The 15,857-nt window shown below is 67.7% G+C and carries 13 protein-coding genes; 12 read left to right on the forward strand and 1 reads right to left on the reverse strand.

All coding sequences use genetic code 11. The features are described from left to right. Positions 1-261: 261 nt before the first annotated feature. From ACQSSQ_RS05190 to ACQSSQ_RS05200, 3 genes are all read left to right on the forward strand, one after another. Complete coding sequence (locus ACQSSQ_RS05190) at positions 262-903, forward strand: hypothetical protein (protein ID WP_431325969.1); 642 nt, start codon at positions 262-264, stop codon at positions 901-903. Positions 904-990: 87 nt separating this feature from the next. Continuing rightward, positions 991-1,743, forward strand: a complete 753-nt coding sequence (locus ACQSSQ_RS05195) for a hypothetical protein (protein ID WP_431325970.1) — start codon at positions 991-993, stop codon at positions 1,741-1,743. Further along, complete coding sequence (locus tag ACQSSQ_RS05200; protein WP_431325971.1) at positions 1,743-4,019, forward strand: copper amine oxidase; 2,277 nt, start codon at positions 1,743-1,745, stop codon at positions 4,017-4,019. Before ACQSSQ_RS05195 ends, ACQSSQ_RS05200 begins: the two co-directional genes overlap by 1 nt. A 7-nt stretch (positions 4,020-4,026) precedes the next feature. Here ACQSSQ_RS05200 and ACQSSQ_RS05205 read toward each other — a convergent pair whose 3' ends face one another. Then, a complete protein-coding gene (locus ACQSSQ_RS05205) occupies positions 4,027-5,169 on the reverse strand; it encodes a helix-turn-helix domain-containing protein (RefSeq protein ID WP_431325972.1) in 1,143 nt (380 codons plus the stop codon). Positions 5,170-5,686: 517 nt separating this feature from the next. Between ACQSSQ_RS05205 and ACQSSQ_RS05210 the strand changes: the two genes are divergently transcribed. The 9 genes from ACQSSQ_RS05210 to ACQSSQ_RS05250 all read left to right on the forward strand — a co-directional run bounded on the left by ACQSSQ_RS05210 (position 5,687) and on the right by ACQSSQ_RS05250 (position 15,854). Further along, positions 5,687-7,462, forward strand: a complete 1,776-nt coding sequence (locus ACQSSQ_RS05210) for an ABC transporter permease (protein WP_431325973.1) — start codon at positions 5,687-5,689, stop codon at positions 7,460-7,462. A 116-nt stretch (positions 7,463-7,578) separates the two neighbouring features. Further along, the gene (locus ACQSSQ_RS05215) at positions 7,579-8,391 is read left to right on the forward strand and encodes an MlaE family ABC transporter permease (RefSeq protein ID WP_431325974.1); all 813 of its coding nucleotides are present in this window, start codon (positions 7,579-7,581) and stop codon (positions 8,389-8,391) included. Further along, positions 8,388-9,695 (forward strand): MCE family protein, encoded by a 1,308-nt coding sequence (locus tag ACQSSQ_RS05220; protein ID WP_431325975.1) that lies wholly within the window; start codon positions 8,388-8,390, stop codon positions 9,693-9,695. Before ACQSSQ_RS05215 ends, ACQSSQ_RS05220 begins: the two co-directional genes overlap by 4 nt. Beyond that, on the forward strand, positions 9,692-10,702 hold the full coding sequence (locus ACQSSQ_RS05225) for an MCE family protein (RefSeq protein ID WP_431325976.1): 1,011 nt from the start codon (positions 9,692-9,694) through the stop codon (positions 10,700-10,702). Before ACQSSQ_RS05220 ends, ACQSSQ_RS05225 begins: the two co-directional genes overlap by 4 nt. Then, positions 10,702-11,733 (forward strand): MCE family protein, encoded by a 1,032-nt coding sequence (locus ACQSSQ_RS05230; protein ID WP_431325977.1) that lies wholly within the window; start codon positions 10,702-10,704, stop codon positions 11,731-11,733. The genes ACQSSQ_RS05225 and ACQSSQ_RS05230 overlap by 1 nt, the downstream gene beginning before the upstream one ends. After that, positions 11,730-12,764 (forward strand): MCE family protein, encoded by a 1,035-nt coding sequence (locus ACQSSQ_RS05235; protein ID WP_431325978.1) that lies wholly within the window; start codon positions 11,730-11,732, stop codon positions 12,762-12,764. The genes ACQSSQ_RS05230 and ACQSSQ_RS05235 overlap by 4 nt, the downstream gene beginning before the upstream one ends. Next, the gene (locus tag ACQSSQ_RS05240) at positions 12,761-14,080 is read left to right on the forward strand and encodes an MCE family protein (RefSeq protein ID WP_431325979.1); all 1,320 of its coding nucleotides are present in this window, start codon (positions 12,761-12,763) and stop codon (positions 14,078-14,080) included. Before ACQSSQ_RS05235 ends, ACQSSQ_RS05240 begins: the two co-directional genes overlap by 4 nt. Continuing rightward, positions 14,080-15,252 (forward strand): MlaD family protein, encoded by a 1,173-nt coding sequence (locus tag ACQSSQ_RS05245; protein WP_431325980.1) that lies wholly within the window; start codon positions 14,080-14,082, stop codon positions 15,250-15,252. The genes ACQSSQ_RS05240 and ACQSSQ_RS05245 overlap by 1 nt, the downstream gene beginning before the upstream one ends. Continuing rightward, positions 15,249-15,854 (forward strand): hypothetical protein, encoded by a 606-nt coding sequence (locus ACQSSQ_RS05250; protein WP_431325981.1) that lies wholly within the window; start codon positions 15,249-15,251, stop codon positions 15,852-15,854. The genes ACQSSQ_RS05245 and ACQSSQ_RS05250 overlap by 4 nt, the downstream gene beginning before the upstream one ends. Positions 15,855-15,857 lie beyond the last annotated feature (3 nt).

Genomic DNA, 15,857 nt, shown 5'->3' on the forward strand with positions numbered 1-15,857 from the left:
GGCGTCCTGCCCAAAGAAGCCGAGACTCCCACTTCGGACGTCCATCCGAGATTCCGGCAGTGACCCACCATTTGCGTGGGAGCACGCCCGAACCTGTGTCACGCTCCGAATCATGAGAGTTGCGTCACATGAAGGTGGGACGCGCCTCTGCGGAGACGGCATCTGGGTGGGTCGAACGCATCGAGCGCGCTCGACCCACCCAGAACTGTCACCGCTGGACCACCAAACCCAGGCTCCTCCCACACAGAATGGATCCAGCTCATGACCACTACCAAGTTGCGGCACCGGTTCGGGCGGCGTGCCGCCACCGTGGCGCTCGCGGCCGTCGGCACCATCGCGGCCACCGCCGGGAGCGCGGTCGCGGCCGACGTCTACGTCGACTACGACTTCAACGGCACGACCACCATCGCCAGCACCGGCTCGAACGTCACCTTGGGCCCGGCGGTGATGTACACGACGGTGGCCGATGACGGCACCTTCGTCGGCGACATGACCCTGCCCGGTACCCGTACGGAGTTCAAGCTGGCGGGATTCATCCCGGTGACCGCCAATGTCGACTTCATCCCGACCAAGCCCACCACGGGTCAGATGATCCGGGTCGGTCGGTTCCGGACCCTGACCAGCTCCTCGAGCTACTACGTGCGGCTGAGCAACATCAAGGTGGTCGGGTTCCCGCTGTTCGCCGGTTCGCAGTGCCGAACCAAGGATCCCGTGCTGATGGACGCCAACACGCCCGAGGGCGAGTACTTCACGATCGCTGACGGGGGTCGTCTGACCGGCACGTACTCGATCGGGGACTTCCAGAACTGTGGCCTGAACACCTGGTTGATCAACATCCTCATCCCCGGAGGCGGCAACACCGTCGACCTGCACCTGACCGGCGGGCGGCCCGGCACGCCGTGACCAGTTGAGACATCCCCATCTCACCCGGGTGGGTCGGCCGCGCACAGCGGCCGGCCCACCAACGCCTTTTCCTCGCCAGGAGGCATGATGTCGAAAGCACCGTTGGCAGTTCTCGCGGCGGTGTGCACCGCAGCGCTGATCTGGTGGGCTGTCCCGGGAAGCGCGAAGGACGAACCGGAATCCCGTGCCGAGTTCTCCGTGGCTGGTGACGGCGAGCTACCCACGTCGCGGCCAGACACCCGTGACGCCCGCGATCCGCTCTCCACGGACGAGGTCGGCTACGCGATCAGCGTCGCTACCCGCGATCCCGACCTTCCCGCCGGCGCGATGGACGTGCGTGGGGAGCCGGGGTGGGAGGTGCTCTCGGTCGACGTTCCTGATGACGAGGTGGATGACGGCGGCCGACGTGCCGTCGTCACGCTCTACGACTACGCCGGCGACTCCACCCAGGTGCAGATCGTCGATCTGTCACGTGGTCGGGTCGTGAAGTCGCACGCCGCGACGCGCCTGCAGCGACCTCCGTCGGTGAACGAAACTCAAGCGGCCGTGTCGATCGCCCTTGCAGCCGACCCGCCGCTCGCCTTCACCGCCGACTTCGAGGCCAGCGAAGGAGTCCCGTTGGTCTCCCCGGAACAGATCACCTCCGTCGCAGGAGTGTGGACCCACGAGAGCGCGGACCACCACGGGCACGATCAAGGCGCAGACAACGGGCAGGAGTGCGGGCAGCAACGGTGTGTGCGGTTGATCGTCGCCACGCCGTCAGGACGTTATCTCGGCACTACGGACTTCGTCGTCAACCTGTCTCACCGCAGCGTGGTGCGTCTGACGGAGGAGCACTGATGGGTGGTTTCGACAGGCTCAACCAGCGGAGGCTGCTTAACCAGCGGAGGCGGTCCGGCATCGCATTGGCGCTGGTGGTGACGGCCGGGCTGCTCGTCGCCAGCATGCCCACGACGGCTCCGGCCGCGCGGGCGCAGGAGGACCCCGGTCTCGGATGCGAAGAGGGTCTGATCGAGAAGACCTTGGCGAACGGAGCCGCCTGGCGCATGTGCGCCCGCATCCACTCGATCAAGGGGCTGGTGCTGGAGAAGATCGAGTTCAAGCCCGCGAGCGGCGACCGCGAATACTCCGGCTACAAGCGGATCCTCGACCAGGTCTACCTCGCCCAGCTGAACGTCCCGTACGACACCGGCAGCGTCTCCTACGATGACATCCCTGACTACGGATTCGGCGGAAGGTACCTCGTCGAACAGATCCCGGACGTGTGCCGAGGTGAGGCGCTCGACGTAGACCAGGCCTTCCTCGTCGACGATCAGCTCGTCGAGCGCACGATGCCGGGCATCTGCGTCGACGAGGTCGACACCGGACTGTCCGCGCACTCGCAGGAGAGCCAGCTCGGGGGTGGGCCACGATTCGCGGACCGGGGTACGGCGCTTGAGGTGTCCTCGCTGTCGAAGGTCTCCTGGTACGAGTACCAGCAGAAGGTCACCTTCGACGATCTCGGCACGATCGACATCGGCCTCGGTGCCACGGGCGACCTCGGGCCGGGTGAGGAGTACTACACGACCGACCCGCGCCTAGGCTGGCCGCTCGGGACGCCCGTCGACGGAACCCAGCACCACGCCACCTCCCACCGCCACAACGCGATCTATCGTGTCGACTTCGGGATCGACAGGGGCGAGCGGCAGGTCGTCGAGCAATGGGACTATGCGAGCCCCGGCAATCATGTCTGGCCCATCGTGGAGGGGACCCCAACCGTACGAACCCGGGCCTTCTCGTCGGTGCCTGACGTCGACCACGACGACCTGTCGTGGTGGCGGGTGGTGAACCCCGACTCGCTCAACAAGGATGGGCATCCGCGTTCGTACGAGATCGTCAACCACAACCCGACCGACCCGTTCTTGCCCGTGACGAGTCCGCAGGTGTCCTTCACCAACGATGTGGACTGCCAGGAGTACGCTGCCCGGAACTCGAATCCGGGGTGTCCCGGTCAGTCAATTCTCGACTACGTCGCCGGCGACGACGCGCCACTGAACGATCCGGTCGCCTGGGTCAACGTCGGGTTCCACCACATCGACCGAGACGAAGACCAGTCACCCATGCCTGTCCACTGGCAGAGCTTCCAGCTGGTGCCGAGGGACTTCTTCGCCCAGAGTCCGACGATCCCCGCGGCGCGGCAGTGCATCAACGGCTTCGAGTCCGGCATCGACAGCAAGAATCGGCCGTGCATCGCCACCAATCGCCTGCGTCCGGAGATCATCGCCGACGACACACTGATCGGCCCTGGCTCGGCGCTCAAGGCCACATCGGGCGCCTGGTACACCAACCGAACCTCCTGGGACTACTCGTACCTGTGGTTCCGCGATGGCGAACCCATCGTCAACCTCGAACCCGACGGATCAGAACGCGCGGCAGTCGGGCCGGACTATGTCGTGACCGATGCCGACCGGGGAAGCTCGGTGACCGTGAAGGTCACGGCGTCTCGTGTCGGGTTTGGGTCCGGGACCGCCGAATCCGCTGCGGTGCAGGTCCCCGGCCCCCCGAAGACCACGCCTCCCATGCGGATGACGGTGTCACGTGGCGAGTACGGACGTGGCGGCACAGCGGTGGTGGACCTCCCTGTCGATGCGACCGGCCTGGTCTCGCTCTCCCTCGGTGGTCGCTCGCTCGGCGCGAAAAACCTGATCCGGGGACGAGCCACCTTCGACATCGCGCGGACCACGTTGCCCGGGCGCTGGACACTGCGCGCCTCCTATCAGGGCAACGCGGCGTACCGGCCCGCTGTGAGTGCTGCGACGACGTACGTCGTCGCCAAGGGCAAGACAAGCAAGCCGACGCTCAGGGTCACCAAGAAGCCGACCCGCGCCAGGAAGGGAAAGGCGACGGTCACGGTCGGTACGGCGTCGGGGCTGAGCAAGGCCTCGGGCAAGGTCACGATCACCCTCACGAAGGGCAGAAGGGTCACGCGGGTGCGCGCCACCGTCCGTGGCGGCAGGGTCGCCGTGAAGGTCCCGAAGCTCGCGCGGGGGACCTACAAAGTTCGCGTCATCTACAGCGGCAACGGCTACTACACCGGAGCCACGTCAGCGACCTACAGAGTGAAGATCAAGAAGTAGGAGGGCGTCAGAGTGCGACCTCAGCCTGCCACTCGGGAAGCGCGGTGCGGAGGGCAAGGATGATCTCGAGCCGAGCCGTCGGGTCCTCGAGTGATCCGCCAAAGAGCTTGCGAATGGCCTGCATTCGGCTGTGTGCGGTCTGAGGTGGAATGCCGAGGGTGTTCGCTAGCTGGCTGAGCGGCATGCCTCGCTCGAGCCAGTCCAGAAGCAGCTCCCCGAGCTGGAGCCGACGGTCGCGGCTGAGGGCGTGCAGGGGAACGAGATGCTTAGCCACCAGGAGGTCGGCGAGAACGCGGTTGCCTTTGACGATGAGCAAGCCCAGCAGGTCATTGCAGGGCACGATCATGCGATCGTCGCTGGCCTGCGACGCCCGCAACAATGCGGCACCGCGGCGTACCAGGTCGATCGAGTCGGTGATCCGATCCAAGCCAGCCGGCGGACCGACGACCACCTGTTCAGACAGCTCGTTGGCGAGGTCTGCAGTCCTGGCGAAAGGGATGACTGCTTCCCGAGCGTCGTCTCCCGCGATGACCTCCGGATCGTGGAGGAAACCCGACGGGAGGAGTGAGTGGACGGAGACGATCGCGATGAACTCCGCGGTGGGGTCGAATCCGGAGAGCTCAAAAAGGTGGTCGAGGCGTGAGCTGCCTCGGAACACGCGTGCCCGGACACCTTTGAGCCGGTCGTCTCGAGACATCGCAATCTCGCGCTGGCGCTGCTCCCACCCGCTCGTCAGCACGACCTGGAGCTGGCGGACGTAGGACACGATGTTTCGACGGAGGCGGAGCACAGCATGCCCCGACACCGAGTTCCCAAGCGTCATCTGCAGGCCCCGCTGCACCGCGGCATGGATGCAGTCGAAAGCCTGTCCGATGCGCTCGAGGGTGATCTTGTTGTCGGCGAATGTTGCTCCGAGGGTGTGTACACGGCGCTCGACGACCGCGGACGCGACGGAACAGGAGCCTTCGGACTGGGCGAAGGCTGCGATTGCCTCCATCACGAGCTTGCCGAAGTCGTCGTTGTGCCCCAGGTCGGGGACCGTCGCGCGGACGACCTGTCGGGACAGCATCGCGAGGCGGTCGTGCGGGATGGTGCGTCGCGCAAAGTTCCGCGTGGTTCTCGTGCCGTTTTCAGGTGCGACGAGTGTCATGGCGAACTCCCTCCACCAGTCGATGCACGGGACGGTGCATCGGTCGGTAGGGGGCGACAAGCCGATCAAGCCATAGCGAGTGACACATCGGCAACTGGTTCCGTCAGATTGGTCGCCAAAAAGGTCGGTTCTTGTCATGCGCATGACAAAAACAGGTAACGACTAGGTAACGACGTCGCGCGAATGCCTCTGCCGCAAGAGCAACGACCTCTGCCGGCCGGTCGAGTGATCCAGTCGGCTCGAATAATGTCGGTCAAATCGGCCGACAATGGGGGAGGCGAGCGCTCCTCTCAAGAGTCCGACCTTTGCTCCCCGCGGTGCTTCATTTGTCACCCGCGTGACAAGTCCGGGTCACGAAAAGGTTACGAACCGGTGTTATCCCCTTGACCCCCTATCGCGTGACCCGGACCACACCTACCTTCATCGCCAGGCACCGGATCGGCTGAGGGGGCGAACCGGTGCCGCCTACTTCAAGGCGCGCACCCCGGCGCGTACAGAGACCGACGGAGGGTTCCCCATGGGTGGGACGGTCGAGGTCACCGGCCTCACGAAGAGCTTCGGCAGCCAGAACATCTGGCGGGACGTGACCCTCACGCTCCCTCCAGGGGAGATCACGGCGCTGCTCGGCCCTTCGGGCACCGGCAAGTCGGTGTTCCTCAAATCGCTGATGGGGCTGATCCAGCCCGAGGAGGGCACCTGCCACATCGACGGCGTCGACATGTGCCGGGCCAAGGAGTCGCACCGGCTCGACCTGCGCAAGAACTTCGGCGTCCTCTTCCAGGACGGCGCGCTGTTCGGCTCGATGAACATCTATGACAACGTCGCCTTCCCGCTGCGCTCGCACACGAAGCTCTCGGAGAAGCAGATCCGGCAGGTCGTCTTCGAGAAGCTCGAGATGGTCGGCCTCCTCGGCCAGGAGCACAAGCTGCCCGGTGAGATGTCCGGCGGCATGCGCAAGCGCGCCGGCCTCGCACGCTCGCTCGTCACCGACCCGTCGATCATCCTGTGCGACGAGCCCGACTCGGGCCTCGACCCGGTCCGCACCGCGAACCTCGCCCAGCTGCTCCTCGACGTCAACACCCAGACCGACGCCACGATGCTCGTCGTCACCCACAACATCGAGCTCGCGCGGACGCTGCCGGACAACCTCGGCATGCTGTACCGCCGCGAGCTCGTCATGTTCGGCCCGCGCGAGGAGTTCCTGCTCACCGACCACCCCGTCGTCTCCCAGTTCATGAGCGGCGACCCCGACGGGCCGATCGGCATGAGCGAGGAGGTCGACCACAGCACGACCGACATCCCGTACGAGGAAGACCCGACGTACGGCTACCCGAACGGCTCGACCGCCACGATGGTCCGAGCCGGTGCGCGGGCGATCGAGGTCCTGCCGCGGCAGCTCGTCCCGACCAACGGCGCCGCCCGCTCCGGCGCCATCCGCCACGGCGGGCGCGTCGCGTCCGGCCACGCGACGTTGTACGTCGCCGACGACGAGGAGCATGACCAAGTAGCCCCACCGCGACGCCCCAACGCCCTGACCCGGGGGCTCACCCAGGTCGGCAGCCTCTTCGCCCTCGGGCTCGACACCATCCGCGCGACGTTCCGGCGGCCGTTCGCGGCGCGGGAGCTGCTCGACCAGTTCTGGTTCGTGGTGAGCGTGTCGTGGATGCCGGCGATGCTGGTCGCGATCCCGTTCGGCGCGGTCATCGCGCTGCAGCTCGGGACGCTCACCGTCCAGGTCGGCGCGCAGTCGTTCACCGGCGCGGCGAGCGTCCTCGCGGTGGTCCAACAGGCGGCACCGATCGTGACGACGCTCGTCATCGCGGGAGCCGGAGGTGCGGCCATCTGCGCCGACCTCGGAGCACGGACCATCCGCGACGAGATCGACGCGATGAAGGTCACCGGCGTCTCACCGATCCAACGGCTCGTCGTGCCGCGGGTGCTGGCGTGTATGGCCGCAGCGGTCCTGCTCAACGGGCTCGTGTCCGTCGTCGGCGTCCTCGGCGGCTACTTCTTCAACGTCGTCGTGCAAGGCGGCACCCCCGGTGCGTACCTCGCCAGCTTCACCGCCCTCGCCCAGATCACCGACCTGTGGGTGGGCGAGCTCAAGGCGCTCATCTTCGGCTTCATCGCCGGCGTCGTGGCGGCGTACCGAGGGCTCAACACCCGCCCCGGGCCGAAGGGCGTCGGTGACTCGGTGAACCAGTCCGTCGTCATCACGTTCCTGCTGCTGTTCTTCGTCAACTTCGTCATCACCACGCTGTATCTGCAGCTGTTCCCGGGGAAGGGGGCGTGAGCATGAGTGAGGATGGTGTCGATGGTCGAGATGGTCTCGATGGTCTCGATACACCGCCTCGTTCCTCGGCGGCTACTCGACCACCGAGGGGGTCGGCGGCTACTCGACCAGCGAGGGTGGGGGCGACCAAGCTCGTCGACCGGCTGGCGGCGATCGGGCAGGACCTGCGCTTCTACGCCCAGGTGCTCCTCTCCATCCCGATGGCGCTGCGCCGCTATCCGAAGGAAGTCCTCAAGATCCTCTCCGAGGTCAGCTTCGGCTCCGGCGCCCTCGCCGTCATCGGCGGCACCGTCGGCGTGATGGTCGGCATGAGCCTGTTCGTCGGCACCGTCGTCGGCATGCAGGGCTACGCCGCGCTCGACCAGATCGGCACCGCCACGCTCAACGGCTTCATCTCCGCCTACTTCAACACCCGCGAGATCGCCCCGCTCGTCGCCGCCCTCGCGTTGTCCGCCACCGTCGGCGCCGGCTTCACCGCGCAGCTCGGCGCCATGCGGATCAGCGAGGAGATCGACGCGCTCCAGGTGATGGGTGTCGGCGCGGTCCCGTTCCTGGTGACCACGCGCGTCATCGCCGGGTTCATCGCGATCATCCCGCTGTACGTGATCGGACTGCTCACCTCGTACGCCGGCTCCCGGATCGTCACTGTCTTCTTCCGAGGGCAATCGGCAGGCACGTACGACCACTACTTCAACCTGTTCCTGCCACCGATCGACATCCTGCTGTCGTTCGGGAAGGTGCTGATCTTCTCCGTGATCATCATCCTGGTCCACTGCCGCCTCGGCTTCACCGCGAGCGGCGGACCCGCAGGGGTCGGCACCGCGGTCGGACGCTCCGTCCGTACGAGCATCGTCACGGTCGCCGTCCTCGACCTCGTCCTCTCGATGGCCATGTGGGGCACGACGACGACGGTGAGGATCGCCGGATGAGGTCCACCCGACTCCTCGACAGCCTGATCGGTGTCGGCTACCTCGTCGTCGTCGCCGCGTTCCTGGCCGGGGCCCTGCTGATGTACAACAAGGCGTTCGCCGACACCACCGACGTCACCCTGACCACGGGCACGATCGGCAACGCCCTGCAGACCGGCTCCGACGTCAAGCTCGACGGCGTCCCCGTCGGCGAGGTCAAGACGATCGAGGCCGCCGACGGCGGCGCGACCCTGACCTTGGCGCTCGACCCGGACACCGCCGAGCGGCTCCCGGCGACGACCACCGCGCGGCTGCTGCCGAAGACCCTGTTCGGCGAGCGCTACGTCTCGCTCGTCGTCCCGCCCAACGCGGCGCCGAGCGGCCTGTCCGGTGGCGACACCATCCACCAGGACAGCTCCGCGCAGGCGGTGGAGCTCGAGCAGGTCTTCGACGAGCTGCTCCCGGTGCTCCAGTCGATCCAGCCCGACAAGCTGTCGGCGACGCTCGGCGAGCTGTCCACGATGCTGCGCGGCCAGGGCGGCGACATCGGCGAGTCGATGGCGAGCTGGGCCGACTACCTCACCAAGATGAACCCGCTGGTCCCCAAGATGGCCGACGACTTCGAGGCCCTCGGCACGGTCGCCACCCAGTACGACGAAGCCGTGCCCGACCTGCTCAACGCCCTCGACACGATGACCACGACGGCCGACACCCTCGTGGAGCAGCGGACCGAGCTCGGCGAGGTCTACGCCAACGTGATCGCCGGCGCGGACTCGTCGACCGGCTGGGTCGAGAACAACCAGGACACGATCTATGTGCTGTCGGAGGACAGCAAGAAGGCGCTCGCCGCGACCGCCCCGTACGCGACCGAGTTCCCGTGCCTCTTCAAGGCGGTCCGCTCCTTCATCCCGAAGATGGACAAGATCCTCGGCAAGGGGACGGACGAGCCCGGCATGCACGTCGTGCTCAACGTCGTCGAGTCGCGCGGCAAGTACGTCGCGGGCAAGGACAAGGTGTCGTACCGCACGAGCGGCACGCCCCGCTGCCCGTACGTGAACGGGCAGACCGGGTCGACGCCGGCACGGGTGGCCGGTGGCGACGCGGGTGCCGACGAGCCGGCGACGATCCCCGCGCCCCCTACCAGCCGCCTCGCGCAGCAGATGGCGGACGGGACCGGGCTGGGCGAGGTCAACTCACCCGCCGAGAACACGCTGATCACCGAGATCCTCGCCGCCGAGAACGGGACGGACCCGTCCGACTACCCCGAGTGGAGCAGCCTCCTCGTCGGCCCGACCCTGCGCAACACGAAGGTGGTCGTCCGATGACCTCCACGCTGGTCAAGAGCATCGTCTTCACGGTGGTGACCGTCCTCGCGACGATCGCCCTCGCGGGCACGATCAACAACACCACCGGCGCCGACGGCCGCCGTTTCACCGCGCTGTTCTCCGACGCGACCAGCCTCAACAAGGGCGACGACGTGCGGATGGCCGGCGTGAAGGTCGGCACCGTCCAGACCATCGCCGTCACCGAGGACAGCGTCGCGAAGGTGACCTTCAGCGTTACCGACGACGTACGCCTCACGACTGGGGCGCGCGCCGAGCTGCGGTTCCGCAACCTCGTCGGGCAGCGCTACATCTCGCTGATGCCGTCCGAGACCGCCGGTGCCGTCGGGCTCCCCGCCGGGCACACGTTCACCCTCGACGAGACGCGACCGGCGCTCGACCTCACGATGCTCTTCAACGGGTTCCAGCCGCTGTTCAAGATGCTCGACCCGAAGGACGTCAACCGGCTCAGCGAGCAGATCGTCGCCGTCTTCCAGGGCGAGGGCGCCACCGTCGACGGACTGCTCTCCAGCACCGCCGACCTCGCGTCCACGCTCGCCGAGCGCGACGAGGTGATCGGGCAGCTCATCACCAACCTCAACGACGTGCTCAGCGTCGTCGACGAACGCTCCACGCAGCTCGACACGACGCTGATCACCCTGCAGAAGCTCGTCAGCGGGCTCGCCGCGGACCGCAAGACCATCGGCGACACGATCGGCGGGCTCGGGGACCTGACCACGGCGGTCTCGGGGCTGCTCGAGGAGTCGCGCGAGCCGCTGAAGGACTCGATCAGCGCCGTGCAGGTCCTCTCGAACAACCTCGCCAAGGACGGCCCCGTGCTCGACGACTTCCTCAAGACGCTCCCCACCAAGCTCGACCGGATCGGCCGGCTCGCGTCGTACGGGTCGTGGCTCAACTTCTACGTCTGCTCGATCGAGGGACGCATCCCGCTGCCGGAGGGCTACATGGGTGACCTCGGCGTGAAGCCCGTCGCGGGGAGGTGCCGCTGATGTCGCGCAAGGTCCGCCGCTATCCCACGTCGTTCGCCGAGCGCAACAAGGTCGTCATCGCGATCGTCGGCATGCTCGCCGCGGCCCTCGTCTTCCTCGTCACCTTCAACGCGCAGGCGCTGCCGGTCATCGGCGGCGGCGACGTCGAGGAGGCGCACTTCGCCGAGGGCGGGGGGCTCAAGGAGGGCAACGAGGTTCGCGTCGCCGGCGTCAAGGTCGGCGAGGTCACCGACATCTCGCTCGAAGGCGCGACCGTCGTCGTGAAGTTCCGGATCAAGGGCGTCGAGCTCGGCAACGAGACCACCGCCGCGGTGAAGGTCAAGACCATGCTCGGCCAGAAGTACCTCGCGCTCTCGCCCGCCGGCCGCGAGACGCTCGACGGCGCGATCCCGGTCGAGAACACCACCACCCCGTACGACGTCAACGCCGCATTCTCCGACCTGTCCGACACCATCGACACGATCGACACCGAGAAGCTCGAGGAGAGCTTCACGACCCTCGCGGACGCCTTCGAGGACACCCCGGAGTCGGTGCAGGGGATGGTCAAGGGCCTGACGGCGCTCTCGCGGACCATCTCCAGCCGCGACGAGGAGCTCGCCCAGCTCTTCGCCTCGACGACGAGCGTCACCGGCACCCTCGAGCAGCGCAACGCCGAGTTCGAGAAGATCTTCGACGACGGCAGCGCACTGCTCGACGAGCTCGCCGCCCGGCGCAAGGCGGTCAAGGCGATGCTCGACGGGACCGCGGCGCTCGGCACCCAGCTCAAGGGCCTGGTCGCCGACAACGAGAAGCAGCTGCGCCCCGCGCTGGCCGAGCTCGACAAGGTCACCGAGATCCTCCAGCGCAACCAGGACAACCTCACCGCCGCGCTGCAGAAGATCGGCCCCTACTACCGGATGATCGCCACCGCCATGGGCAACGGGCGCTGGGTCGACTCGTATCTGTGCGGCCTCTTCGACGACCAGCAACACCCCGTCCTCGAGAACGACGTCGTCCGTGACTGCGACCCGAACGCCGGAGGTGCCAAGTGAGGATCAACGGCAAGCAGTGGGTCATCGGCACCGTCATCATCGCGGCGCTCGGGCTGTCCGGGTTCGCGAGCGACCGCGTGCTCGCCGCCGGCGGGACGGAGGTGTCGGCGCTGTTCGAGGCGACGATCGGCCTCTATCCCGGGTCGGACGTGCAGGTGCTCGGCGTCCCCGTCGGCACCGTGACCGCGGTCGAGCCCGAGGGCGAGAAGGTCCGCGTCACGATGAAGCTCGACCGCGGCCAGCAGGTCGGGGTCGACACCGCAGCGGTGATCGTCGCGCCGACGCTGGTCAGCGACCGGTACGTGCAGCTCACCGAGCCGTACACCGGCGGGCTCAAGCTCGAGTCCGGCGACGTCATCAAGAAGACGGCGGTGCCGGTCGAGATCGACGACCTGTACGCGAGCCTCAACGACGTCGGCCAGCAGCTCGGCCCCGAGGGCGCCAACAAGAACGGGGCGTTGTCGCGGTTGATCGAGGTGGCCGCCAAGAACCTCGACGGCCAGGGCGCCGACCTCAACACGATGATCAGCGAGTTCGGCAAGGCCACCGGGACGCTGTCCAACAGCGACGAGGACCTGTTCGCGACGATCGGCAACCTCAAGTCGTTCAACGACATGCTCGTCGAGAACGACCAGAGCGTGGCCGACATCAACCGCCAGTTCGCCTCCGTCAGCGACTACCTCGCGGAGGACCGCGAGCAGATGGCCGAGGCCGTCAAGAACCTCGGCGACGCCATGGTCATCCTCGACGACTTCATCAAGGACAACCGCGACAACCTCAAGACCAGCGTCGACAACCTCAAGGGGCCGACCCAGGTGCTCGTGAACCAGCGCAAGTCCCTCGACGAGGCGGTGCGGACCATCCCGCTCGCCCTGCAGAACTTCCTCAAGGCCTACAACGTGCAGACCAACACCGTCGACGGCCGCGGCAACCTCAACGAGGTGTCGCTGTGGTCCACCAACGGGCTCGACGCCAAGACCTCCAGCGACGCGCCGCCAGTGCTGCTGCCCGGACTGGGGGAGGGCCGATGAAGGCGCGCGTCGGAGCACTCCTCGCCGCAGGGGTCCTCACGCTGTCGGGCTGCGGGGCGCTCAGCGGCGGAGTGTACGACGCGCCGCTGCCCGGAGGCGCCGACGTCGGGTCCGACCCGATCACCATCACCGCCGACTTCGAGGACGTGCTCGACCTCGTCCCGCAGTCCAGCGTCAAGGTCGACAACGTCGACGTCGGCCGCGTCTCCAAGATCGCGCTCAACCCCGACGGCAAGAGCGCCAAGGTCGAGCTCGTCGTCAACAGCGCGATCGCCCTCCCGGCCGGGACGACCGCACGGCTGCAGCAGACGTCGCTGCTCGGTGAGAAGTACGTCGCCCTGGTCCGCCCGACGCAGCAGGCCGTCGGCGACCCGGTCTCGGACGGCGACGAGATCCCGCTCGCCGCCACCTCCCAGGCCGCGCAGGTCGAGCAGGTCCTCGGCGCGCTGTCGATGGTCCTCAACGGCGGCGGGATCGGCCAGTTCCAGGAGATCTCGCGCGAGCTCCAGCAGGTCAGCGACGGCCGGCCCGAGGAGATCAAAGCGTTCCTGACGGAGATGAAGACGTTCGTCACCGCGCTCGACAAACGCAAGGGCGCCATCACCGACGCGATCGACGGACTCGCCCAGCTCTCGGCCACGCTCAACGACGACAAGGACAAGATCGCCACCGCGCTCGAGGACCTCAGCCCCGGCATGGAGGTGATCGTCCAGCAGCGCGAGCAGCTCGTCTCCATGCTGGAGTCGCTCGACAAGCTCGCCGACGTCACCGTCGAGACCCTCGACAAGGCGCAGGACGACATCGTCGCCGACCTGAGGCTGCTCGAGCCTATCCTCACGCAGCTCGCGAAGTCCGGGTCCGACCTGCCGAACTCGCTCGAGATCCTCCTGACCTACCCGTTCCCCGACTCGGTGCTCAGCGCGATCAAGGGCGACTACCTCAACGTGTTCGTCACGACGAACTTCCGCACGCTCCCGGCGGGCTGCAGCACGACCAGCTGTGCGTGGCCGCAGGTGAGCGGCGGGGCGGTGGGGTCCGCCCTCCAGCCCGGCACCGGCGCGGGGGAGGACGGCGACGCCGGCGACGGCCGTACGACCGAGGCTCCTCCTTCGCTCCTCCCGCCGACAAGCTCGCCCACCCCGGGCGCGATCGAGGAGACGATCCCCGTCCCGACCGACCCGTCGCCGTCCACCCGACAGCCCACGGACCCGATGGACTCGCCGACCAGCCCGTCGACGACGGACCCGAGCCCGACACCCACCGACCCGTCGCCGTCCTCAGGCGACGCCACCGCGCCGAAGGAGGGTGACGACTGATGCTCACCAGCCGTACGAAGACCCAGGTCGCCGCCTTCGTCGTGCTCGCCGTCACCGGCACGACCTACCTCGGGGCGAAGTACGTCGGCATCGACCCGTTCAGCTCCGAGTACCGCGTCACGGTGTCGCTGCCCGAGGCCGGCGGCATCTTCACGAACGGCGAGGTCACCTACCGCGGTGTGCCCGTCGGCCGGATCGAGTCGCTCACCAACGTGCAGGGCGGCGGAGTCGACGCCGTGCTGACGATCGACTCCGACGCCCCGGACATCCCCTCCGACGTCACGGTCCAGGTCGCGAACCGCTCGACGATCGGCGAGCAGTACATCGACCTGCGCGGCTCCGACACCTCCGACACCCTCGCCGACGGCGACCGGATCAGCGGTGGCGAGACGGCGATCCCGCAGGACATCGATGTCCTCCTGCGCACGGCGCGCGACTTCACCGCGTCCGTGCCCTCGGACTCGCTGACCACCGTGATCGACGAGAGCTACGACCTGTCGCAGGGAGCGAGCGTCCCGCTCAAGCGCCTCATCGAGACGTCGCTCGACTTCCACGAGGTCGCCGACCGGAACTTCCTCGTCTCGGCCGCTCTCATCAAGAACTCCGGCAGGGTGCTGCAGACCCAGCAGGAGGCGGCCGACAGCATCAAGTCGTACAGCGAGGACCTCAACCTCCTCGCCTCCACCATGGCCGACGCCGACGGAGACCTCCGCACGCTCATCGCGAACTCGCCGGCCGCTGCCCGCGAGGTCGATCAGCTCATCACCCAGGTCGGGCAGCCGCTCGGCGTCCTCATGAGCAACCTCGTCTCGACCGCGCAGGTGTTCGGCACGAACGCGAACGGCGTCGAGGACGCGCTCATCCGCGCACCCGAGGCGATCAGCGTCGGCTGGGCGGTGAACGGGTCGAAGGGCATGAACCTCGGCCTCGCCACGACATTCTTCGACCCGCTGCCCTGCACGTCGGGATACGGCGGGACGACGAAGCGTCCCGGCACGGACGCGAGCACCGGCAAGCCGTTCAACACGAAGGCGAAGTGCACGGCAGCCCCGTCGTCCGGGACCAACGTTCGCGGCCCGAACGCTCTGCCGAAGTCCGGCGGCAAGAGCCCCGCCGCGGCTAAGGTGACGGTCCCCGACACGCTCGGGGACCTGTTGGGAGGGAACCCGTGATCGATCAGGTCGAGGACGCCGACGAGGCGCAGGACGAGGACGAGGCCGCGGCGCCGCCTGAGGGGGAGGCGGCGCCGCTCTCGGGCGACGCCGCACGCCGTACTCCGTGGTGGAGGCGGTACGCGCTGCCGGCCGTCGCCGCGCTGGTGCTCGTTGTCGGTGTCTTCCTCTGGTGGCGTGCGGCCACCGACGACCAGCTCTCGCTCGCCGATACCCGCGACGAGGTCCTCATCGCGGCGACGCAGAACATCGAGACGATGAACACGCTCGACTACCGCGAGGTCGACGCCGGGCTCGCCGCCTGGATGGACGTCACGACCGGCACGCTCCACGACCAGCTCGCGCAGGTCGGGGACGACGAGCGTCAGCTGCTCGCCGACCAGAAGAAGATCTCCACCGGCAAGGTCGTCGATGCGGCCGTGTTCGCGGTCGACGAGGAGAAGGCGACCGTCGTGGCGTCGGTCGAGGTCACGGTCCAGGACGACGCGAAGCCCGACGAGGAGCCGTCGCTCAAGCGCAACCGCTTCACGGCCGACCTCGTGAACGTCGACGGGGAGTGGCTCCTGGAGAGCCTCGAGCAGGTGGCGGTGAACATCTCGTGAGCG

Source organism: Mumia spirodelae (genome assembly GCF_050632745.1).
GTDB lineage: Bacteria > Actinomycetota > Actinomycetes > Propionibacteriales > Nocardioidaceae > Mumia.

Coding starts and splice junctions, on each gene's coding strand:
- ACQSSQ_RS05190 (WP_431325969.1), top strand. CDS start 262: ATGACCACTACCAAGTTGCGGCACCGGTTCGGGCGGCGTGCCGCCACC.
- ACQSSQ_RS05195 (WP_431325970.1), top strand. CDS start 991: ATGTCGAAAGCACCGTTGGCAGTTCTCGCGGCGGTGTGCACCGCAGCG.
- ACQSSQ_RS05200 (WP_431325971.1), top strand. CDS start 1,743: ATGGGTGGTTTCGACAGGCTCAACCAGCGGAGGCTGCTTAACCAGCGG.
- ACQSSQ_RS05205 (WP_431325972.1), bottom strand. CDS start 5,169: ATGACACTCGTCGCACCTGAAAACGGCACGAGAACCACGCGGAACTTT.
- ACQSSQ_RS05210 (WP_431325973.1), top strand. CDS start 5,687: ATGGGTGGGACGGTCGAGGTCACCGGCCTCACGAAGAGCTTCGGCAGC.
- ACQSSQ_RS05220 (WP_431325975.1), top strand. CDS start 8,388: ATGAGGTCCACCCGACTCCTCGACAGCCTGATCGGTGTCGGCTACCTC.
- ACQSSQ_RS05225 (WP_431325976.1), top strand. CDS start 9,692: ATGACCTCCACGCTGGTCAAGAGCATCGTCTTCACGGTGGTGACCGTC.
- ACQSSQ_RS05230 (WP_431325977.1), top strand. CDS start 10,702: ATGTCGCGCAAGGTCCGCCGCTATCCCACGTCGTTCGCCGAGCGCAAC.
- ACQSSQ_RS05240 (WP_431325979.1), top strand. CDS start 12,761: ATGAAGGCGCGCGTCGGAGCACTCCTCGCCGCAGGGGTCCTCACGCTG.
- ACQSSQ_RS05245 (WP_431325980.1), top strand. CDS start 14,080: ATGCTCACCAGCCGTACGAAGACCCAGGTCGCCGCCTTCGTCGTGCTC.